Raw genomic sequence first — 22,259 nt, forward strand, 5'->3', positions numbered from 1 at the left:
GCATAAGGATTTAGAATGATCATTCCCGCATTAGATTTAATTGAAGGTCAGGTCGTCCGCCTTTATCAAGGCGATTATGGCCAAGTGACCGAATACAAAGTAGACCCGGCAGCGCAGTTCAACCTGTATCACCAAGCGGGGGCGAACTGGCTGCACTTGGTGGATTTAACGGGTGCGAAAGACACCTCTGCGCGCCAGCTGGACTTAATTGCCAAGCTCTTGGCGAGTACGCCAGCCAATATTCAAATTGGCGGCGGTGTGCGCAGCGAACAAGATGTGATTGACCTGCTGGAAGCAGGTGCGCAACGGGTGGTTGTCGGCTCCACAGCGGTTAAGCAGCCGGAGCTGGTGAAAGGCTGGATGAGCAAATACGGCGCGGAGAAAATCGTGCTCGCACTCGACATCAACATCGATGACAGCGGTGTCCGCAGAGTCGCTATCTCCGGTTGGCAGGAAGATTCAGGCGTGACCATTGAAGCGCTGATTGAGGACTACCTGACCGTTGGGCTCAAACACGTTCTGTGTACCGATATTTCACGCGACGGCACGTTGGCCGGTTCCAACGTGGACTTGTATGTCGACTTGTGCAAGCAGTACCCACAAGTGCAATTCCAGTCATCCGGTGGCATTGGCAGCTTAGCGGATATCGAAGCGTTAAAAGACACTGGCGTGGCAGGCGTTATTGTTGGCCGCGCGTTGCTGGATGGCAAATTCACTGCTGAGGAGGCATTCGCATGTTGGCAAAACGCATAATTCCGTGTCTTGATGTCCGTGATGGACAGGTGGTGAAGGGCGTTCAGTTTCGTAACCACGAAATCATCGGTGACATCGTACCGCTGGCAAAACGTTACGCAGAAGAAGGTGCTGATGAGCTGGTGTTTTACGATATCACCGCATCAAGCGATGGCCGAGTGGTGGATAAGAGCTGGGTGGCTCGCGTTGCAGAAGTGATCGATATTCCGTTCTGCGTGGCGGGTGGTATTAAATCCGCGGATGACGCGGCGCGCATTCTGGAGTTTGGTGCTGACAAAGTCTCCATCAACTCTCCCGCGCTGGCCAATCCGCAGCTCATTACTGATTTAGCGGATAAATTTGGTGTTCAATGTATTGTCGTCGGCATCGATTCCTATTACGACAAAGAGACGGGCAAATATCAGGTTTACCAGTTTACCGGTGATGAAGCGCGCACCAAAGCCACTCAATGGGAAACCAAAGATTGGGTGCAAGAAGTGCAAAAGCGTGGTGCAGGTGAAATCGTGCTAAATATGATGAACCAAGATGGCGTGCGAAATGGCTACGACTTAGAGCAGCTCAATATGGTGCGTGCAGTCTGTAAAGTGCCGCTGATTGCTTCGGGCGGTGCAGGCGCGATGGAACACTTTGCGGATGCGTTCAAGTTGGCGAATGTCGACGGCGCGCTAGCGGCATCGGTATTTCACAAGCAAATCATCAATATCGGTGAACTCAAACACTATCTAAAACAACAACAGATCGAGGTAAGAGGATGAGCCAAGCAGTAATGACAGCGCTCTCAGACCGCATTAATTGGGACAAGGTCGATGGTCTGGTACCGGCGATCGTTCAAGATTTCTCATCCAGCCAAGTGTTGATGATGGGCTACATGAACCAAGATGCGCTGGCGAAAACGATAGCAACCAATCAAGTGACGTTTTTCTCGCGCACCAAACAGCGCCTTTGGACCAAAGGCGAGACATCGGGCAATGTGCTTGAACTGAAAAACATCGCGCTTGATTGCGACCAAGATACGTTGCTGGTCAAAGTGAATCCAATTGGCCCAACGTGCCACACGGGGACAACGACGTGCTGGGATGGTGACGCACAAGAGGAGTCGCAAATGGTGTGGCTTCATCAACTTGAGCAGCTACTGGCTGCCCGCAAGAGTGCCGACCCAGAATCCTCTTACACCGCTAGCCTTTATGCGCGTGGCACCAAACGCATTTCGCAGAAAGTGGGCGAAGAAGGCGTTGAAGTCGCGCTTGCGGCGACGTCGGGCGATAAGGCGGAGTTGATTTGCGAATCGGCGGATTTGATCTATCACCTGTTGGTTTTACTACAAGACCAAGGGTTATCGATGAGCGATGTGATTGATAAGCTCAAAGAACGTCACAAGTAAACACAAAAAAACGCCCCGAATTGGGGCGTTTTTTATGAGACGTCGGACATTAAATCTCAATGTGTTTCCATTCTCCGGGCTGTAGATCGCCCAAAACAATGTCACCCATTGAATAACGAATCAGACGCAGGGTCGGGAAGCCGATATTGGCCGTCATACGGCGTACTTGGCGGTTGCGCCCTTCGATAATGGTAATGGCGAGCCAGGTGGTCGGAATAGCGGCGCGAAAGCGCACCGGTGGATGACGTTCCCACACCTCGGGTTCCGGCATGATTTCAACGATGGCAGGTAATGTTGGGCCGTCTTTCAATTCCACCCCGTTTCTGAGCTTGTCGAGATCGGCTTCCTGAGGCGCGCCTTCCACTTGCACCCAATAGGTTTTGGGTGATTTGGACTGCGGCTGGGTCAGCTTGGCTTGCAGAATGCCATCGTTGGTCAACACCATCAGGCCTTCACTGTCGCGATCGAGGCGGCCGGCGGCATACACCTCTTTGACTGGAATGAAGTCGGCCAGCGTTTTACGTCCATCCCCGTCGGTAAACTGACTCAGCGTGTCGAAGGGCTTGTTAAAAATCACCACTTGACGTTCTTGAGGTGACACTCTCGGTTTGTCAGTCCGTGAACGCGACGCGGATGTAGGCTGAGTTGAGTGTGCAGAACTTGGGCGTTTTGCCCGTTTAAAATGAGGTTTGCCTGCTGGACGAGGAGAAGAGGATGCAGCTCGCGGTGAGCGGGATGACATGTTAAGTACCTTGCAAAAATGTGAATGAGTTGTGTTTGAAAGTTTTCTGGCGAACGATTTTGGGCTATCATTTGCGCGCCCGAAAACAGGATTAACGAACAAGATGATAGACTATTATCTTGCTTTTGTTTAATTATAACTACCTTCACTCACGGACTAAACCGAACACAATGAATGTCGTTCGACCTGAGACTTGAAAGAGTGGGATTATCGTGCGCAAGTTTGAGGATGTAATACTTACTTGAGTACGGACATTCACACAGTGCCGTTTCATCCAATGGTGCTGTTAGAACACATAGGGAAAGTTCATGCCTACAGAAAAACCTACAATTATCTACACTATTACTGACGAAGCACCGGCACTGGCTACGTATTCATTGCTGCCAATCATTCAGTCTTTCACGGCATCGTCAGGCATCAACGTTGACACGCGTGACATTTCACTAGCAGGCCGCATTCTGGCCAACTTCCCTGAGCATTTGAAAGAAGAACAACGCATTGGTGACGCACTGGCTGAACTGGGCGAATTGGCTCAGACGCCAGAAGCAAACATCATCAAACTGCCAAACATTTCTGCCTCGATTCCTCAGCTGAAAGCTGCGATCAAAGAGCTGCAAGAGAAAGGCTACGCGCTACCTAACTACCCTGAAGAACCAAGTACGTACGAAGAAGAAGCGATCAAAGCAACGTACGACAAAATTAAAGGTAGCGCCGTAAACCCCGTGCTGCGTGAAGGGAACTCTGACCGTCGCGCGCCAGCATCAGTGAAGAACTATGCGAAGAAAAACCCGCACTCAATGGGTGCATGGTCCAAAGACTCTCAATCACATGTTTCAAGCATGGAAGATAAAGACTTCTTTGGCAGCGAAAAATCGGTGACGCTGAGCGGTGCAACGCAAGTTTCAATTGAGTTTGTTGGCAACGATGGCTCAACCAAAGTGCTGAAGAAACCATTTGCCCTGCAAGACAAAGAAATCATCGATACCAGCGTGCTCAGCAAAAAAGCACTGGTTGAATTCTTTGAAAAAGAAATCGCGGATGCGAAAGCGCAGAACGTTCTGCTGTCGCTGCACATGAAAGCGACCATGATGAAAGTGTCTGATCCAGTGATTTTTGGTCACGCGGTGAAGGTGTACTACAAAGACGTGTTTGCGAAATACGGTAAAGTATTTGAAGAGCTGGGCGTTGACGTGAACAACGGCTTGGGCGATGTGTACGCGAAAATTCAGACTCTGCCAGAAGCGCAGCGCACTGAAATTGAAGCGGCGATTCAAGCGGTTTACAACACTCAACCACCACTGGCGATGGTTGATTCTGACCGTGGCATCACCAACCTGCATGTCCCAAGTGACATTATCGTTGATGCGTCTATGCCTGCGATGATTCGTTCTTCTGGTCAAATGTGGGGCCCAGACGGTAAACAGAAAGATACGAAAGCGATGATCCCAGATCGTTGTTATTCAGGTGTTTACCAAGCGGTGATCGAATTCTGTAAAGAGAACGGCGCGTTTGACCCAACCACCATGGGCAGCGTACCGAACGTGGGTCTGATGGCTCAGAAAGCGGAAGAGTACGGCTCACACGATAAAACGTTCATCCTTGATGCAGACGGCGCTGTGCGTGTTGTCGATGCTGAAGGCAATGTTCTGCTTGAGCAAGCTGTGGAAGCAGGCGACATCTTCCGTATGTGTCAGGTGAAAGATGCGCCAATCCAAGATTGGGTGAAATTGGCGGTGACTCGCGCTCGCGCATCTGGCGCGCCAGCGGTATTCTGGCTGGACGAAGCTCGCGCGCACGATGCAGAGCTGATCAAGAAAGTGAACCAGTACCTGCCTGAGCACGACACAGCTGGTTTGGACATCAAGATCCTGTCTCCGGTTGAAGCGACGAAGTTCTCACTGGTTCGTATCAAGCAAGGTCTGGACACGATCTCCGTAACGGGTAACGTACTGCGTGACTACCTGACTGACTTGTTCCCAATTCTGGAACTGGGTACGTCAGCGAAAATGCTGTCTATCGTGCCACTGATGAATGGTGGTGGTCTGTTTGAGACTGGCGCAGGCGGCTCGGCTCCAAAACACGTTCAACAAGTTCAGAAAGAAAACCACCTGCGTTGGGACTCACTGGGTGAATTCCTGGCTCTGGCTGCTTCTCTGGAGCACCTGAGCGTGGTGACTGGCAATGCGAAAGCACAGGTTCTGGCGGACGCATTGGACAAAGCAACGGGCAAATTCCTTGATACCAACAAGTCACCATCACGTAAAGTGGGTGAACTGGACAACCGTGGCAGTCACTTCTATCTCGCGATGTATTGGGCGGAAGCTCTGGCAGAGCAGACGGCAGATGCGGATCTGGCTGCGGAATTTGCCCCAATCGCACAACAGCTGAAAACCAACGAAGCGACAATCGTTGCTGAATTGAATAGCGCGCAAGGCGTTGCGGGTGATTTGGGTGGGTATTACCTGCCAGTCTTTGAGAAAGTGGCGCCACTGATGCGCCCGAGTACTACGCTAAACCACATCGTGGATCGCGCGTAAGTCTCGTTTCTCGTCGACTCGAGCGAGCAATAAAAACGGCCCTGAGATGGGCCGTTTTTTTATGTCAGTTTTTGCGCAAAGGAGAGGGCGCGGAAGCGCGTGTTTTCGGCGCTATTTCATCTTCATCATCTTCATTACCCTCATCGTCTCCATCTTAGTTTTCATCGGCGGATTGCGGCGCTGGGGTTGAATCGCAATACCCGATGACTTTATTAAGCCATTCGAGGGTCATCTCTTCGCGCATAATAGCGTTTTCCAGAATGATGAAGTCACCAAATCGATCGCTGTCGAGAGCCGGAACATCCGGGTATTGCTCCAAGGTTTTTTTCAACGCATTGAGGCGCTTGGTGTGTTGCATCTTTTGGCTTTCGAGCAATTTAACGCGGCTAGTCAAATCGATGTTATTGGAAAAATACATCCGGACGCGAAACACATCCTTCGCGGTTTTCCCCATCATTTCATCTTTGTGTAACCAGCGAATGAGCTGATCCCGACCTTCTTCAGTAATGGTGTAGGACTTTTTCTCTAAAATATCGCCGCTGATCTCAATATCAAACGTCACCAATTTTTCCTGATGCAGCTTCTTCAGCTCGGTATAAATCTGGCTGTGGTTGGCGTGCCAAAACTCCGCTAATTCGTAATTGAACTCTTTTGCGATGTCATATCCGGTCATCGAATGACGGTTTAATAACCCCAGAATGGCATATTTGAGTAGTCTCATTCGTACGTTCTCGTCGATCAATTTTCATCAAATCATATCAAAGCGCCCAAAATCGAACAATAAACCTGATTTCGAACAAAGAATGAGTCAATACAAACATGTCAATATTTACATGTTTTCGAATAAATATGAATTTGAAGAGAGATTGGAGGGGTGAATGAACATGTACCGAGGCGACAGGATTCAGGGGAAGGCGTTATGACCGAAGCCTATACTCAAAAACGTTGGGCTATTTTAGTGGCCTGCTGTTTTATTAATTTATGCGTTGGATCGATGTACGCATGGAGCGTGTTTTCAACGCCCATGGCGCAATACTTGGGGGCGCTCAATGGCATCACGTTAACCGGGACAGACTTAGCCATTGTGTTTATTGTGTGTAACTCTGTCGGCCCCATTACCATGATTTCTGGCGGCAAAATTAACGACACATTTGGCCCGAAACTGGTGATTTTCATCGGTGGGTTGTTGTTTGGCGGCGGCATGTTCCTATCGGGTTATGCCACACAACTCAATCATTTGGTGTGGAGTTATGGCATTGTCACCGGGTTAGGACTCGGCATGGTGTACGGGGCAACCATCAGCACCAGCATCAAATTCTTCCCTGATCATCGTGGTCTTGTGGGCGGTTTAACCACCGCGTTGTTTGGCGTCAGTTCCGTCATCATTCCACCCATTGCCGCGGTCATCATTTCTTCGTTCGGCGTCATTGCCGCATTCAAAATCATTGGTGCCGTATTTACGGTGATTGTCTGCGCCAGCGGGTTAGTGATCACCAAATGTCCCGATGGATTCAAACCGGCGGGTTGGGCGCCAAAACACACAGCGAGTGCCCCTGCGATTGTCAACAAAGATTGGAAAGAGATGCTGGCCTCGCCAACTTTCTACGTGCTGATCTGCTTATTGATGTCTGGCGCAGTTGCCGGATTGATGTGCATACCGCTGGCTTACCCCATGGCACAAAACATGATTGGGATGGATGTTGCAGCCGCGACTGGCGCGGTCTCGACCTTGGCGTTTTTCAACGTGTCTGGTCGCGTGCTGGCTGGCGTGTTGTCTGACCGCATTGGCCGACTCAATACCTTAGCGTTGACCTGTTTACTCTCCATCATTGGCCTGTATCTGCTGTACATCGCCGGCCAAGGTGATGTGACAGAGTTCTACATCGGATTATCGATCGTGGGAATCTGTTTTGGCTCTTTTATGGGCGTTTTCCCTGGCCTGACTGCCGATCAATTTGGGCCCAAAAACAACAGCGTGAACTTTGGGATTATGTTTACCGGGTTTGCTGTCGCAGGTTTCTGTGGCCCAACCATTATGCGTAGCGTCTTTAACGCCACCCGCAGCTTTGACCACGCCTTCTTAATTGGTATCGCATTTAGTGTTCTTGGTCTGATTCTATCTTTCGTGTTTCGCATGGTGAACCAAGCTTCAAATCAAAAGCTTACTGTGCAAGCGCATCCAAAAAATTTGTAACGGGCATATCGCTATGAAAAGAAAATTTCCACACCTCAGCAAACCCATCAAAATTGGTAACGTGTACTTTAGAAACCGCATGTTTGGTGCGCCAATGGGCGGCACCGACATCACTGCAGATTGCACCATTGGCCCGGCATCAACCAAGTTTTATGAAAACCGAGCCAAAGGTGGCGTGTCGAGTGTCACCGTGAGTGAATTGGTGGTTCACCCAGAGACCGAAGGCTCGCACATGTACCACCTAGATTTACAAACACCGGGATCGCTTGCCAGCTTTACATACACAGCGGATGCGATTCGTCGCCATGGCGCGATTGCCAGCGTGGAGCTGTCTCACTCCGGCCAATACGCAGGGACGTACCTCACCGACAAGAGCAAAAAAGAAGGCTTGTGCCAATGGGGGCCAAGTAACACCACACGTCCTGATGGTCGTGAAGTGCGAGAGCTGACACAAGCGCTGATTGACGACATCGTTGCGGCCTACGGCGAAAAAGCTGCGCTCGCCAAACGCGCAGGTTTTGAAATGGTGATGGTGCATGGTGGCCATGGTTGGTTGATCAACCAGTTCCTGTCGCCTTACTTTAACAAACGTACCGACAAATACGGCGGTAGCATCGAAAACCGCGTGCGTTTTGCACAAGAAGTGTTAGACAGCGTGCGTAAGGCGGTTGGTCCGGGTTTCCCTATTGAGTTTCGCTTAAGTGGTTCAGAGCTATTTGAGGGGGGCTACGACTTAGCGGAAGGGATCGAAATTGCCAAGCTGATTGAAAGTCGTATCGATTTGCTACACGTGTCTGCAGGCACGTATCAACGTGGCTTTGGCGTGACTCACCCATCCATGTTCTTGCCACACGGCAGCAACGTGTATCTGGCGGAAGCCATCAAACAACAGGTGTCTGTGCCTGTGGCAACAATTGGTGGTTTGAACGATCCAGCACAAATGGAAGAGATCATCGCTTCCGGCAAAGCGGATATCGTAGAAATGGCGCGAGCGCTGTTGGCGGACCCAGAATTGCCGAAGAAAGTGATCACTAACCAAGATGACCGCATTGTGCGCTGTCTGCGTTGTTTCACTTGCATGGCCGAGCGCGCGCAAACCGCGACGCGTCGTTGTACCGTGAACCCAATTATCGGTCGTGAGTTGGATGGATTGGAAATTGTTCCAGCGGCAACGAAGAAAAAAGTGCTGGTGGTTGGTGGTGGTCCTGCGGGTCTGCAAGCCGCGCTAACCGCTGCGAAACGCGGTCATGACGTTATTTTGTGTGAAAAGGGCGATGAAGTGGGCGGCATCTTGATTGGTGAACAGGCCATTTCTTTCAAATACGAGATGTACCAGCTGGGTGTCACGTTGGGCAAACTGTGTGAAGACGCTGGCGTCGACATTCGTTTGAACACTATGGTGGATAAAGCCTATGCTGATGCGATTCAACCCGATCACATTATTCTGGCGGTCGGCTCCGCACCGTTTATGCCACCGATCAGTGGATTGAAAGAGAACGCTGTGTTGATTAATGACTACCATCATCACGTCAACGACATCAGTCACGACGTGATCGTGCTCGGTGGTGGCTTGGCGGGGTGTGAAGCTGCAATTCACTTAGCGCGTGAACACAAAAACGTGACATTGATTGAAATGAACAGCGAGTTGTCACCTGATGCGAATATCCGTCATCGTCCGTTGTTGCTGGCTGAAATTGAAAAATCTGGCATTACTGTGTTGAAAAATCACAAAGCCGTTGAAGTGCGTGCTGATGGTGTGGTGTGTGAAAATGCGGATGGCGAAACCGTGCATATCGATGGGTCCAGCGTGATCTGCGCGCTAGGTCAGCGTTCTCGCCGTGCGAGTGTGGATGAATTGTGGGATTGCGCACCGCTGGTAGCGCAAGTGGGCGACTGCGTGAAAGTCTCGACCATTACTACCGCGATTTACCAAGGGCATCATGCTGCGTTAGATATTTAACGCACGATCGCCTCGCGTTTCATTCAAAAACAAAGAGCCAACACCCAATTGACGAAAAGTGACCACTTGACGAATGGGGGTTGGCTCATGTTACTCCGGTACAAATACCGTTTTTTATTTACAACAATTGGCAGCGATTATTTTGCTAATTGACCTTCAATCGGTACGACGCTGCTTGCGTGGTAGCCTTTCGGTCCTTGTTCAACCTCATACGACACTTGCTGACCCGCCTTCAACGTGCGGTAGCCATCCATTTTGATCGTTGAGTAGTGCGCAAAAATGTCTCCATCTTCACCTTCCGGACAAATAAACCCAAATCCTTTGGCGTTGTTGAACCATTTTACTGTACCTGTAGCCATGCTATACATCCCTCATGCATTTATTTACTGATGTTGTTGAAGAAAACCCTCACTATTTTCCATCTTGGCGTTTTCTCAATCGTGAATAGCCATTCAGCCGCTGCCAAATTTTTAGTCACTAATTGACCAATGTAGTCAATGATTGAACACAGTCAATAGGAAAAACGTATAAAGGTACGGAGTTTTATAAGTAAATCACTATTGTTGTCTCTCTAACTGACGTTCCCATCGTTTAATTGCAACTTCGTTAACTTTCGCGTTGCTATCGTCGCATTTTGATAAAGATGACATTTGCAAATAGCGATGCATATTGTGAATGGGTTTGCATAATGATGGCGGATTTTTAAACGTTCGCTTGTGTGATGAGCCTGGATAGCAATGTTTTATTTGCAGCGATACAATTGCTGCATTAGTCTCTTAGTAAGGGTTGTTTTTCACCTGAACTGACAGCATGTTAGGTTATGAAACCGTGCTGATAGAAGAGACTGAAATGTCTAATTTGTATGAGAAACAGTCTGAAACACGGCCGTCATGAGTAGAAACTTTGAATGGGTGACTCCAGGCTCAGATTTACTGGAGCGAGAAGAAACAGCAATTAAGCCACCGGCGATGTATAACGTGGTGTTAAACAACGATGATTACACACCGATGGACTTTGTTATCGAAATCCTGGAGCGTTTTTTCTCGATGGATATAGAACGAGCGACTCAAGTGATGCTGAAGGTGCATTACGAAGGGAAAGCAATTTGTGGCACATTTACTGCAGAGGTTGCAGAGACGAAAGTCGCACAGGTGACAATGTACTCAAGGGAAAATGAGCATCCACTTCTGTGTACCATGGAGCGAGCTTAATAACTTGCGACGACAATGTGGTTGTTCCTTAAGGAGGCCTTATGCTTAACAAAGAACTAGAGTCGAGTCTAAACGGCGCGTTCGCTCGAGCGCGAGACAAAAGACATGAATTTATGACCGTCGAGCACCTCCTACTTGCATTGCTGGAAAACGATGCAGCGAAGGAAGCATTACTGGCCTGTCAAGCAGACATCGACATACTCCGTCGTGAACTTGACACGTTTATCGATCAAACAACCCCCCTGATTCCTGAAAACGATGAAACACGTGAAACCCAACCAACGTTGAGTTTTCAGCGTGTGCTTCAGCGTGCGGTGTTCCATGTTCAGTCTTCTGGCCGCAGTGAAGTGACTGGTGCAAACGTGCTGGTGGCGATTTTCAGTGAGCAGGAATCTCACGCAGCATATTTGCTGAAGAAAAACGATATCAGTCGTTTGGATATCGTGAACTACATTTCACACGGCATCACCAAAGCATCGAGCTCTGGCGATGAATCGTCACCGGATTCATTCGGTACGGAGAGCGGTGAAGAGATCAGTGCTGACGAACGTTTGGAAAGCTTTGCGACTAACTTGAACAATTTGGCGAAACAAGGTCAGATTGACCCGCTGATTGGTCGTGATAAAGAGCTGGAACGAACCATTCAGGTGCTGTGTCGCCGCCGTAAAAATAACCCGCTGTTAGTGGGTGAGGCGGGGGTCGGTAAAACGGCCATCGCGGAAGGCCTTGCATGGCGAATCGTGGAAGGCCAAGTGCCGGAAGTGATTCAAGACAGCGTGATTTACTCGCTGGACATCGGTTCGCTGCTGGCAGGCACCAAGTACCGTGGTGATTTTGAAAAACGTTTCAAATCGATTTTGAAACAGCTTGAAAAAGAAAAAGACGCCATTCTGTTCATTGATGAAATCCACACCATCATTGGTGCGGGTGCCGCTTCTGGCGGGCAAGTCGATGCGGCGAACCTCATCAAACCGTTGCTGAGCAGTGGTAAGTTGCGCTGTATTGGGTCGACCACCTATCAGGAATACAGCAACATTTTTGAAAAAGAGCGTGCGCTATCTCGCCGCTTCCAAAAAATCGACATTGTGGAACCATCACTTGATGACACCACGAAGATTCTGATGGGGCTGAAACCGAAATACGAAGCGCACCATGATGTGCGTTACACCAAAGAAGCACTGCGTGCTGCGGTGGAATTATCGGCGAAATACATCAACGAACGTCATCTGCCTGATAAAGCGATTGACGTGATTGACGAAGCGGGCGCGCGAGTTCGCTTGCTGCCAGCGAGTCGCCGTAAGAAAACCGTTGGTGTGGCGGATATCGAAGCCATGGTGGCTAAAATGGCGCGTATTCCCGAAAAATCAGTCTCTTCTTCGGATAAAGATATTCTGAAAAATCTTGATCAGAAAATGAAGATGCTGGTGTTCGGACAAGACAATGCTATTGATGTGCTGTCTGAATCCATCAAACTGACTCGTGCAGGATTGGGCTCGGATAATCGTCCGGTGGGGTCATTCTTGTTTGCTGGTCCAACGGGTGTGGGTAAAACCGAAGTCACTGTGCAGCTGTCGAAACTGCTGGGCATCGAACTGCTGCGCTTTGACATGTCGGAATACGGTGAACGTCATTCGGTCAGCCGTTTGATTGGTGCGCCTCCGGGCTACGTAGGTTTCGACCAAGGCGGCCTGTTGACCGATGCGGTGATCAAGCATCCTCATTCGGTGGTATTGCTAGATGAGATTGAGAAAGCGCACCCGGATATCTTCAACTTGCTATTGCAGGTCATGGATAACGGCACGCTAACGGATAACAACGGTCGTAAAGCCGACTTCCGTAATGTCATTTTGGTGATGACCACCAACGCGGGTGTGGCGGAAACTGTGAAGAAATCCATTGGTATGATTCAGCAGGACCACAGCCATGATGCGATGGCGGAAATCAAGAAAGTGTTCACTCCTGAGTTCCGTAACCGCCTTGACCACATCATCTGGTTTAACGCGCTGGACGAACGTGTGATTCATCAGGTGGTCGACAAGTTCATCGTCGAGCTGCAGGTCCAGTTGGATGCGCGCGGCGTGTCTCTGGAAGTTTCGGAAGACGCTCGTCACTGGTTGGCGGTCAGAGGTTATGACCGTGACATGGGCGCCCGTCCAATGGGACGTGTGATTCAGGAACAACTGAAGAAACCGTTGGCGAATGAGCTGCTGTTTGGCTCACTGGTTGATGGGGGCACGGTGAAGGTGGATCTGAACGATGACCAACTGACCTTTGAGTACATGGGAACCAAAGAAGAAGTGGTTCACTGATGGTGCGAAAGCATTTCGCTTAGGTTCATTCATCATCCATAAAAAAGCGCACTCTTTGTAGTGCGCTTTTTCTTTGTCGTTCTGTCTCTTAGGCAACAAAAACGGAGCTTATAGCTCCGTTTTTGTTGCATTCGAAAATCAGTGATTAACGAGCACGGAAGACGATGCGGCCTTTAGTCAGGTCGTACGGAGTCATCTCAACAGTCACTTTGTCACCAGTAAGGATACGGATGTAGTTCTTACGCATTTTACCAGAGATGTGAGCTGTCACTGTGTGACCGTTTTCTAGCTCAACACGGAACATTGTGTTTGGAAGAGTATCAAGGACAGTACCTTGCATCTCAATTACGTCTTCTTTAGCCATTTAATCCTCTTTAGAAATAGGCAAAAATTAACGGTCGCATTCTGCCGTTAATCGATCAATAAGTAAAGTTGGGGCGTATTCTACCCTTGCCAACGCTGATTTACTAGCCTTTGATGAGGTTGGAAGCGCACTTTGTAGTTCATGGCAGGGCATTCATCGATTTGATATCCCAAATAAAGCCACTGTTTGTTCATCTGGCGACACAGTTCCAACTGAATGAGGACCCCCAAGGTCCCGATGGACAAGGTCAGATCAGGATCAAAGAAAGTATAGAACGCGCTGGCGCAATGGGGCATAAAGTCGGTAATGGCAACGGCAATTAACTTATCGTTCTGATAAATATGAAGATAACGGGTTTCTAACCACAGCGAATGGGCAAATTTATCAAACTCATCTTTACGAGGCGGGTACATACTGCCGTCGCGATGACGGGCTTTGATATAACGGGCGTAGAGTGCGAACCACTCGCTATCCATGGTCTCTTTGAGCTCCCAACGCACATCATCCCGCGTCTTATTCAGCAGGCGTTTTTGACTTTTTGAGGGCGTAAAGTCAGCCACGGAAACGCGGAGCGCTTCACATGCGCTGCACGTATCGCAATGGGGTTTATAGATGGTGTCGCCGCTACGACGAAACCCGTTCGCCAGTAAAATTTCATAGTTCTCGGGGGTTTGCATCTGAGTGTCGATGGCCACTGCCACGCGCTCCATGCGGTCTTTAAGGTAGCTGCACGGGTGGTTGTTGGTGAGACCAATACGAATCTGTTGCAGATCGGAACTCATAATTACTCCTCAGCAGATGTTTCAACGGGGCACGAGAGCCACTGGGGTTGAAAACAACGTTCTGTGACATGCTGTTCTTTTAAAGATAGCAACGATTGCATAAAGTTGTCGCGGGATAATTCCTTAGCGCCCAATGATTTAAGGTGTGGGTTCATCACTTGGCAGTCAATCAGTTTGCCCTGATGAGTGCTGAAATGGTGGCAAAAATACCACAGGGCGATTTTAGAGGCGTTGGTCGCGGTGCTAAACATCGATTCGCCACAAAATAACTGACCCACTTCAATGCCATACAGCCCACCCACCAAGGTGTCGTGTTGCCACACCTCCACGGAATGGCATTTGCCTTCGCGAGCCAATTGCCCGTAAGCCTGGCGCATCGGTTCATTTAACCATGTCTCTTGTGGGGAGCGCACCGCGGCGCACATTTCGATGACATCCGTCGTGGCATGATTAATACTGACGGTATATTGATGCTTGCGCTGAAATTTTTTCACACTTTTTGCCGGTATGAAGGTCTTAGGATCAAACACGGCTCTTGGCGACGGGCTCCACCATAAAATGGGTTCACCGGGGCCAAACCACGGGAAGATGCCCTGCTGGTAACCCTGGTAAATACGCGTTGGATTCAGGTCCCCGCCAAAGGCCAGTAAACCATTGGGTTCTTTGAGTGCGGAATAGGGCGACGGAAAATCAAAATGTTCCAACGCCAGTTCGGTGAGATATATCGCCATTGCGTGATCGGTTTCCTAGTCGCTCAACATTGTCCCAATAACAGTCATCCCTCAAAGGAGATAAACATGAAACGCTGGTTATGGATCTTATTGATTTTTCCTCTGTTTGCCAATGCTGCCTATCAGCGAAATCAAGCACGCCCGGTGAACGACGTGGTGTTTGGTCAAATTGAAACCGTTCGCTACATCTCTCAGCAAGACATGGTGCACTCCAAAGCAAACGGCTGGGAAACTTTACTTGGTGCCGTTGTCGGCGGCTTGATTGGCAACCAGTTTGGCGATGGTCATGGCAGAGAGGTGGCCACTGCCATTGGCGCGGTGGCTGGCGCAGGTGTGGCGCGTGCCAACGCCAATCAAAGTTATCAGGTCGAATATCGCTTGGTGGAAGTTCTGATTAAAACCGCCGACGGCAAGTTAATCGATGTGATTCAAGATGTCGATCGTCATATGTTATTTAGCCCAGGCGATCGCGTTCGTATTCTCTATTTTAATGATGGCGTCCGCGTTGATAAGGAATTATAACCCTTACAACATGCAATTTTGCTGGCTGCGTGGGCCTTGCAAGAATTTCATTTTAAACCGCAGATTAGCACTGGCGCTCCTTTGGGAATTTGGTTAGTCTGCGGTTACGAAGAATTTTCACTGCCCTAAATAAAAACAGGAATAGTGGCGGTGCAAGGAACACAACTTTAATGGAAAGCCTCACGTTACAACCCATTTCAAAAATTGACGGAGAAGTGAACCTTCCGGGTTCTAAAAGTGTATCAAACCGCGCTTTATTACTTGCGGCACTCGCCAAAGGTACGACTCGTCTGACCAATCTACTCGACAGTGACGATATTCGCCACATGTTGAATGCGCTGAGCAAGCTGGGCGTGGTGTATCGCCTGTCAGAAGATAAAACTGAATGTGAAGTGGAAGGACTGGGTAAGCCGTTTACCGTGTCTGAACTTCAAGAGCTGTTCCTCGGCAATGCAGGCACCGCGATGCGCCCACTGGCGGCGGCGCTCTGTTTAGGCGAAGGCGAGTTCATCTTAACCGGTGAACCACGTATGAAAGAGCGCCCGATTGGCCATTTGGTCGACGCGCTGCGTCAAGCTGGCGCGCAAATCGAATATCTCGAAAATGAAAACTATCCACCATTACGCATCACCGGGACTGGGCTTGAATCAGGCACCGTGACGATCGATGGGTCGATTTCTAGCCAATTCTTAACGGCATTTTTGATGTCGGCGCCACTGGCCAAAGGTAAAGTGACCATTCAAATTGATGGTGAATTGGTTTCCAAACCGTACATTGATATCACATTGCACATCATGGAACAGTTCGGCGTTCAGGTGATCAACAACGATTACCAAGAATTTGTGATTCCGGCGGGTCAGTCTTATGTATCGCCTGGCAACTTTCTGGTTGAAGGGGATGCCTCTTCGGCGTCTTATTTCCTCGCCGCAGCGGCCATCAAAGGCGGTCAGGTGAAAGTGACCGGTATTGGGAAAAACAGCATTCAAGGTGACATTCAGTTTGCAGAAGCACTGGAAAAAATGGGCGCGCACATTGAGTGGGGCGAAGATTACGTCATTGCTCGCCGCGGCGAACTCAATGCGGTTGATTTGGATTTCAACCACATTCCGGATGCGGCGATGACCATTGCCACGGCCGCGCTGTTTGCCAACGGCACCACCGCCATTCGCAATGTGTATAACTGGCGTGTGAAAGAGACGGATCGTTTGGCGGCGATGGCAACTGAGCTACGAAAAGTGGGGGCGACGGTAGAAGAGGGTGAGGATTACATCATCATCACGCCACCTCAAAAGTTGATTCACGCAGCGATTGATACGTATGACGATCACCGCATGGCCATGTGCTTCTCGCTCGTTGCGTTGAGCGATACCCCCGTGACCATCAATGATCCGAAGTGTACATCAAAAACGTTCCCAGATTACTTTGATAAGTTTGCACAACTGAGTCATTAAAGTGATTGAAATAAAAGCCTCATAAAGAGGCTTTTATTATTTTTGCAGCGTAAACTCTTTTGAAAGCTGATGGGCGAGATATTTGAACATATTGAACACCGCCGTGGTTTTTGGCGTTGGTAGCCCTTTTTCATCGAGAAAGTAGTTGCCTTTAAACACCAGGACGCCGTCTTTCTCTTCCACACTGTCTGCACGCATGCCGTCCATGTAGTTTTCATGCTCCTGAATCAGTTGGTTGGCGATCAGCAGTAAATCAAATTCGCTGATGCTTGTCTTATCGCTCATAGTAGATCTCCTCAGGGTTGAACTGCCCACAGTTTAGGACTGTGACACGCAAAAACCATGATCAAAAACAGATAAAGTCACATTCTTGTTGATGATCAAACTGTGATTTGTTCCATATTTCACTCGTTTGCAGTCGCGCCTTCCGCAATGTCACTTTAGTATGTGCGGGTTTTCGATGCACCAATACGCTTTCGTCCAATTGTCGAGCAAATAAATGGTTTTTTAAAAAAACAAGTTGATCTTCTCTTTGTTCGGCTCGATAGTAAAAAAAGAAGCAATATTTTAGAACGTCAATGCGACGACTGTTCGCATAGTGATTAAGGACATTTGAGTCAAATTATGGGTAAATCACTCGTTATAGTGGAGTCGCCAGCCAAGGCCAAAACAATCAACAAATATCTTGGCAAAGACTTTATTGTGAAGTCTAGTGTCGGTCACGTCCGCGATCTGCCTACTGCCGGTCAGAGCAGTACGACTACGAAAAAAGCAGCACCTACGTCAACTAAGAATTTAAGTGTGGAAGAAAAAGCGCGCTTAAAGAAAGAGAAAGACAAGGCTGCACTGATCAAAAAAATGGGTGTCGACCCTTATCACGGTTGGGAAGCGAATTATCAAATCCTACCGGGGAAAGAAAAGGTCGTTGCCGAACTACAGAAACTAGCGAAAGACGCAGACAGCGTTTATCTCGCAACCGACTTGGACCGCGAGGGAGAAGCCATCGCTTGGCACCTTCGTGAGATCATCGGCGGCGATGAAGAGCGATATAAACGTGTTGTGTTTAACGAAATTACCAAAAACGCGATCCAACAAGCTTTCCAACAACCTGGTGAGCTGAACATGGATGGCGTGAATGCTCAGCAAGCGCGTCGTTTCATGGACCGCGTGGTGGGCTTTATGGTGTCGCCACTGTTGTGGAAAAAAGTGGCTCGTGGTCTGTCGGCTGGCCGTGTTCAGTCGGTTGCCGTGAAACTGCTGGTGGAACGTGAGCGCGAAATCAAAGCGTTTGTGCCGGAAGAGTTCTGGGATATTCACGCAGACACCAAAACACCGAGCAAAGAAGATTTCCGCCTGCTGGTGGCACAGAAAGATGGCGTTGCATTCAAACCTTCGAATGAAGCAGAAGCAATGGCTGCCATGTCTGTGCTGCAAAAAGCGGCTTATGAAGTGTGCAAACGCGAAGATAAGCCAACCAGCAGCAAGCCTTCGGCACCATTTATTACCTCGACACTGCAACAAGCGGCAAGTACCCGCTTAGGTTACGGTGTGAAGAAAACCATGATGTTGGCGCAACGTCTGTACGAAGCCGGTTACATTACCTACATGCGTACCGACTCGACCAACCTCAGTTCTGAAGCCGTTGATGCGGTTCGTCAGTACATTACGAGCGAATTCGGTGAGGCTTACCTGCCAGGTAAACCAAACGTGTACGGCAGCAAAGAAGGGGCGCAAGAGGCGCACGAAGCGATTCGTCCATCTGATGTGGCGGTGAAAGCCGATGCCTTGGAAGGTATGGAAGCTGACGCGCACAAACTGTATGCCCTGATTTGGAATCAATTTGTGTCGTGTCAAATGACGCCTGCAAAATACGATTCAACCACGGTGAGCGTGAAAGCGGCGGAATACACCCTGAAAGCAAAAGGTCGTATCCTGAAGTTTGATGGTTGGACACGTGTTCAGCGCCCACTGGGTAAGAACGAAGATCAGATCCTGCCAGCAGTTGAAGTGGGTGAGACACTGTCACTTGAGAAGTTGGATCCAAAACAGCACTTTACCAAGCCGCCCGCACGTTACACGGAAGCAGCACTGGTCAAAGAACTGGAAAAACGCGGTATCGGTCGTCCGTCGACTTACGCGTCCATCATTTCCACCATTCAAGACCGCGGTTATGTGAAAGTGGATCAGCGTCGTTTCTACGCTGAAAAGATGGGCGAGATCGTGACAGACCGTCTTGATGACAGCTTCGAAGATCTCATGAACTACGACTTCACCGCGCGTATGGAACAGAAACTGGACCAAATTGCCGAAGGTGAAACCAGCTGGAAAGGCGTGCTGGATAACTTCTTTGAAGACTTCAGCCACAACCTTGAAACAGCTGAGCAAGATGAAGATCACGGCGGTATGAAACCGAATCATATCGTGATGACCAATATTTTGTGTCCGACGTGCTCACGCCCAATGGGAATTCGCACGGCTTCAACTGGTGTGTTCCTTGGCTGTTCAGGGTATGCGTTGCCACCGAAAGAGCGTTGTAAAACCACCATCAACTTGGGTGATGAAGATGGCATTATCAACGTGCTGGAAGAGGACGTTGAAACCGCAGCGCTGCGCGCGAAGAAACGTTGTCCAATCTGTGAAACGGCAATGGACGCGTATCTGATTGACGATAAGCGTAAACTGCACGTTTGCGGTAACAACCCGAACTGCGAAGGCTACATCGTTGAGCAAGGCGAGTTCAAAGTAAAAGGCTACGATGGTCCGGTTGTCGAGTGTGACAAATGTGGTTCAGACATGGTGCTGAAAAACGGTCGCTTCGGTAAATACATGGACTGTACTAGCGAAACCTGTAAGAACACACGTAAGATTCTTCGTAACGGCGAAGTTGCGCCACCAAAAGAAGATCCCGTGCATTTCCCTGAATTGCCGTGTGAAAACTCAGATGCGTACTTTGTACTGCGTGACGGTGCTTCGGGTTTGTTCCTTGCTGCGAGCAACTTCCCTAAATCGCGTGAAACTCGCGCGCCATTGGTGGAAGAGTTGGCGAAATACAAAGATCGCCTGCCAGAAAAATACCAATATTTGGCCGATGCGCCTGCGCAAGATCCTGATGGTCTGAAAGCGGTGGTTCGCTTTAGCCGTAAGAGTAAAGAGCACTACGTTCGTACGGAAACGGATGGCAAACCATCCGGTTGGACGGCGCTTTACAACGATGGTCACTGGGACATCACAGACAAACGCAAAAAAGCGAAGTAAACCTCGTTTTCGCATTAAAGGCAGCCGAAGGGCTGCCTTTTTTATCGCCTCAAAACCATGATCCAGCTCTCTCTCTGATCAAAACGCAACTTTTAAGTGATATTTCTCATTTTAATTTTTTGAGAAAGTACCAACAGCTGTCTTTCTGAATCATCAATAAGCATGAATGGCTGGGTATGAAACTAAGGATGCGTATTTATTCCATCAACCTTATGTTGGCGTTGTGTATCAGCGTAGTGGGAACGTGCGCCGCGCGTTATCTTTTGCATCAGGTTGAAAGTGAATGGCTCGGACAAGCGGCGGGCATGCTGGCTCGTTACGACAGCCAGAAAGCGCTTCAGCCCATTTTGCACCAAGTCATGTTGACGCGGCGCTTGTCAAACGAACCCACGTTGCACATGTGGATACAGAACAGTGCCGATATGTCGTTGCAGCACCGTGTCTCAGACATCTTGCGTCGCTACCGCACGACGATGGGCGAAACGCGCCTGCATTTGGTCCTGGATGTGAACGCCCCCATTGAGACCGCATCCGTCAGCGATGTGATCGACTTTCAGTACGCGGCCTTGGCACCCACGGTCAATGGACAGCGCCAATTTGATGAGACAACCTCGGTCTCTATTCTGCACCCCGATGATGGTCATGAACCTTGGTTACAAGTGCGTACGCTCATGATCGCCAATCAGCAAATCTTAGGGTTTGTCGAAACCGAGACGAATCTTCGTGATTTGCCTTTGCCGCCCGCTGAGTCACAGACACAAGGCGTGTTGACGTTGCTGCTGAATGCCGATGGACAACCGTTGCTGACGCCGCATGCAGATGACGCATCTTCACCAGCCTCATTGAAGATGTCACAGCCGAGTGAATTGGACTGGAATCAGGTCAACGTGATGATGCAGCGGCAGCGAGCAGGGCAGGAGCCGTTATCCATTTTGATGCATCATGATGACGCATCATCGTTGGTTGCACTCAATTACCTGCCTGAGCTGGATTGGTTCGAACTCAATATTCTGCAGGCGAAGCACATGCCCGTTCTTCAGCACTTGAATGCGTTTTATTGGTTGTTGATGGCCATTATTTGGGGCATGAGTTTCCTGTGGGCGTTCACCATGGATACGGTGTTTATACACCCCATTCGGCGAATTCATCGAAAAATGTTCGGCTTTGTCCAATCACAAGCTTCCAGCCAGTTACCGCTGGTTTCCTGCCAGTCGACGAGCGAAATTAGGCAAATCATGACCATGACGGAGCATTGTCATCGCATGGTGTTTGAAGCGAAGCAACAGGTGGAAACGCAGGTTGCGGAGCGGACGTTAGCCTTGAACCGATTGTCCACCGTGGATCCGCTTACACAACTGTTGAACCGACGAGGCATGGATACCGAATTGCGGGCGGAATTGGCTCGTTGTCGACGAGAGTGTCGCGTATTTGGCTTGTTGTGGGTGGAAGTTGGCCAGTTTCAATCCATCCAAAGTTCGCTCGGGCGCGAAGCCGCAGAGTCTGTTCTGCATCATGTGGTTAACATCATTCAACTCAATATTCGGGAATATGACGCCGCGTGCCGGTGGGGAGACAACGAGTTTCAAATTTTGGTGCGAAACGACAGTGCGCAAAGTTTGCAATCGCTCGCGGAACGGCTGTGCAAGCAGTGTGAGGTTCCGGTGCATATTCCCGCGATCAACACATCCCTCATTGTACCGCTATCGGTTGGTGGCACATTGGTTTCGAATGAAAACGACATCAATGACGTACTCGCTAAAGCTGACAGTGCACTCTATTTTGCCAAGCAAGATGCACGACAAAATATTCACATTTGGCGCTCGGAAAGTACAGGCGCCGCATAAAATGCAACATCAGCCATTTTTTGTCACATTCAGTTACTACTATGTTGATGGTTTTCTCAATTTTTTGAGCAAAAACCGTGAAGGAATTGTTGGGATTTATGTGCAACGAAATCCTTGTTTTGTGAGCGGGATTAGGAGTTGGAAAGGTAATGCGCAATTCCATTAGAGAATGCTGATTCTGAAATTGTATTCCTACACGGTTTGGATAAAGTAATAGCCAACT

General features: G+C 49.3%; 19 protein-coding genes. 12 read left to right on the forward strand and 7 right to left on the reverse strand.

Annotated elements, in window-relative coordinates:
* Positions 1-15 precede the first annotated feature (15 nt).
* From hisA to hisIE, 3 genes are read left to right on the forward strand one after another with little or no spacing between them, the layout of a single operon-like run.
* A complete protein-coding gene (hisA, locus tag VFA_RS05390) occupies positions 16-753 on the forward strand; it encodes a 1-(5-phosphoribosyl)-5-[(5-phosphoribosylamino)methylideneamino]imidazole-4-carboxamide isomerase (RefSeq protein ID WP_004725392.1) in 738 nt (245 codons plus the stop codon).
* A complete protein-coding gene (gene hisF / locus VFA_RS05395) occupies positions 735-1,508 on the forward strand; it encodes an imidazole glycerol phosphate synthase subunit HisF (RefSeq protein ID WP_004725394.1) in 774 nt (257 codons plus the stop codon). Before hisA ends, hisF begins: the two co-directional genes overlap by 19 nt.
* A complete protein-coding gene (gene hisIE / locus VFA_RS05400; protein WP_004725396.1) occupies positions 1,505-2,134 on the forward strand; it encodes a bifunctional phosphoribosyl-AMP cyclohydrolase/phosphoribosyl-ATP diphosphatase HisIE in 630 nt (209 codons plus the stop codon). The genes hisF and hisIE overlap by 4 nt, the downstream gene beginning before the upstream one ends.
* Before the next feature lie 49 nt (positions 2,135-2,183).
* Here the strand turns inward: hisIE and VFA_RS05405 are convergent, their stop codons facing one another.
* A complete protein-coding gene (locus tag VFA_RS05405; protein ID WP_208760321.1) occupies positions 2,184-2,876 on the reverse strand; it encodes a pseudouridine synthase in 693 nt (230 codons plus the stop codon).
* Between the two features lie 308 nt (positions 2,877-3,184).
* On the opposite strand from VFA_RS05405, the gene VFA_RS05410 reads away from it, so the two are divergent.
* Complete coding sequence (locus tag VFA_RS05410) at positions 3,185-5,413, forward strand: NADP-dependent isocitrate dehydrogenase (protein ID WP_004725399.1); 2,229 nt, start codon at positions 3,185-3,187, stop codon at positions 5,411-5,413.
* A gap of 154 nt (positions 5,414-5,567) precedes the next feature.
* Here the strand turns inward: VFA_RS05410 and VFA_RS05415 are convergent, their stop codons facing one another.
* Positions 5,568-6,134, reverse strand: a complete 567-nt coding sequence (locus VFA_RS05415; RefSeq protein WP_004725401.1) for a PadR family transcriptional regulator — start codon at positions 6,132-6,134, stop codon at positions 5,568-5,570.
* A gap of 198 nt (positions 6,135-6,332) precedes the next feature.
* Here VFA_RS05415 and VFA_RS05420 point away from each other — a divergent pair, with 198 nt between their 5' ends.
* Positions 6,333-7,607 (forward strand): L-lactate MFS transporter, encoded by a 1,275-nt coding sequence (locus tag VFA_RS05420; RefSeq protein ID WP_081454427.1) that lies wholly within the window; start codon positions 6,333-6,335, stop codon positions 7,605-7,607.
* 13 nt (positions 7,608-7,620) lie between these two features.
* The gene (locus tag VFA_RS05425; RefSeq protein WP_004725406.1) at positions 7,621-9,567 is read left to right on the forward strand and encodes an FAD-dependent oxidoreductase; all 1,947 of its coding nucleotides are present in this window, start codon (positions 7,621-7,623) and stop codon (positions 9,565-9,567) included.
* 137 nt (positions 9,568-9,704) lie between these two features.
* Here the strand turns inward: VFA_RS05425 and cspD are convergent, their stop codons facing one another.
* A complete protein-coding gene (gene cspD / locus VFA_RS05430) occupies positions 9,705-9,926 on the reverse strand; it encodes a cold shock domain-containing protein CspD (RefSeq protein ID WP_004725408.1) in 222 nt (73 codons plus the stop codon).
* A 531-nt stretch (positions 9,927-10,457) separates the two neighbouring features.
* Between cspD and clpS the strand changes: the two genes are divergently transcribed.
* Both clpS and clpA read left to right on the forward strand, forming a co-directional pair.
* Complete coding sequence (gene clpS / locus VFA_RS05435) at positions 10,458-10,778, forward strand: ATP-dependent Clp protease adapter ClpS (protein WP_038151016.1); 321 nt, start codon at positions 10,458-10,460, stop codon at positions 10,776-10,778.
* Between the two features lie 41 nt (positions 10,779-10,819).
* Entirely contained in the window at positions 10,820-13,087 is a 2,268-nt protein-coding gene (clpA, locus tag VFA_RS05440; protein ID WP_038151019.1) for an ATP-dependent Clp protease ATP-binding subunit ClpA, read from the forward strand.
* A gap of 145 nt (positions 13,088-13,232) precedes the next feature.
* Here the strand turns inward: clpA and infA are convergent, their stop codons facing one another.
* The 3 genes from infA to aat all read right to left on the reverse strand — a co-directional run bounded on the left by infA (position 13,233) and on the right by aat (position 14,964).
* Entirely contained in the window at positions 13,233-13,451 is a 219-nt protein-coding gene (gene infA, locus VFA_RS05445; protein ID WP_004725411.1) for a translation initiation factor IF-1, read from the reverse strand.
* Between the two features lie 80 nt (positions 13,452-13,531).
* The gene (locus VFA_RS05450; protein ID WP_004725413.1) at positions 13,532-14,233 is read right to left on the reverse strand and encodes an arginyltransferase; all 702 of its coding nucleotides are present in this window, start codon (positions 14,231-14,233) and stop codon (positions 13,532-13,534) included.
* Between the two features lie 2 nt (positions 14,234-14,235).
* Positions 14,236-14,964 (reverse strand): leucyl/phenylalanyl-tRNA--protein transferase, encoded by a 729-nt coding sequence (aat, locus tag VFA_RS05455; protein WP_004725415.1) that lies wholly within the window; start codon positions 14,962-14,964, stop codon positions 14,236-14,238.
* Between the two features lie 66 nt (positions 14,965-15,030).
* On the opposite strand from aat, the gene VFA_RS05460 reads away from it, so the two are divergent.
* Both VFA_RS05460 and aroA read left to right on the forward strand, forming a co-directional pair.
* Positions 15,031-15,486, forward strand: coding sequence for an outer membrane lipoprotein (locus VFA_RS05460; RefSeq protein ID WP_004725417.1), 456 nt, complete (start codon positions 15,031-15,033; stop codon positions 15,484-15,486).
* 170 nt (positions 15,487-15,656) lie between these two features.
* Entirely contained in the window at positions 15,657-16,937 is a 1,281-nt protein-coding gene (gene aroA / locus VFA_RS05465; protein ID WP_004725419.1) for a 3-phosphoshikimate 1-carboxyvinyltransferase, read from the forward strand.
* 36 nt (positions 16,938-16,973) lie between these two features.
* On the opposite strand, the gene VFA_RS05470 is transcribed toward aroA, so the two are convergent.
* Positions 16,974-17,222, reverse strand: coding sequence for a YciN family protein (locus tag VFA_RS05470; protein WP_004725420.1), 249 nt, complete (start codon positions 17,220-17,222; stop codon positions 16,974-16,976).
* 339 nt (positions 17,223-17,561) lie between these two features.
* Here VFA_RS05470 and topA point away from each other — a divergent pair, with 339 nt between their 5' ends.
* Both topA and VFA_RS05480 read left to right on the forward strand, forming a co-directional pair.
* The gene (topA, locus tag VFA_RS05475; protein WP_038151022.1) at positions 17,562-20,192 is read left to right on the forward strand and encodes a type I DNA topoisomerase; all 2,631 of its coding nucleotides are present in this window, start codon (positions 17,562-17,564) and stop codon (positions 20,190-20,192) included.
* 188 nt (positions 20,193-20,380) lie between these two features.
* Positions 20,381-22,036, forward strand: coding sequence for a GGDEF domain-containing protein (locus tag VFA_RS05480; RefSeq protein WP_115333243.1), 1,656 nt, complete (start codon positions 20,381-20,383; stop codon positions 22,034-22,036).
* Positions 22,037-22,259 lie beyond the last annotated feature (223 nt).

Origin of the sequence: Vibrio furnissii CIP 102972 (genome assembly GCF_000176175.1) — a bacterium.
In the GTDB taxonomy this organism is placed as follows: Bacteria; Pseudomonadota; Gammaproteobacteria; order Enterobacterales; family Vibrionaceae; genus Vibrio; species Vibrio furnissii.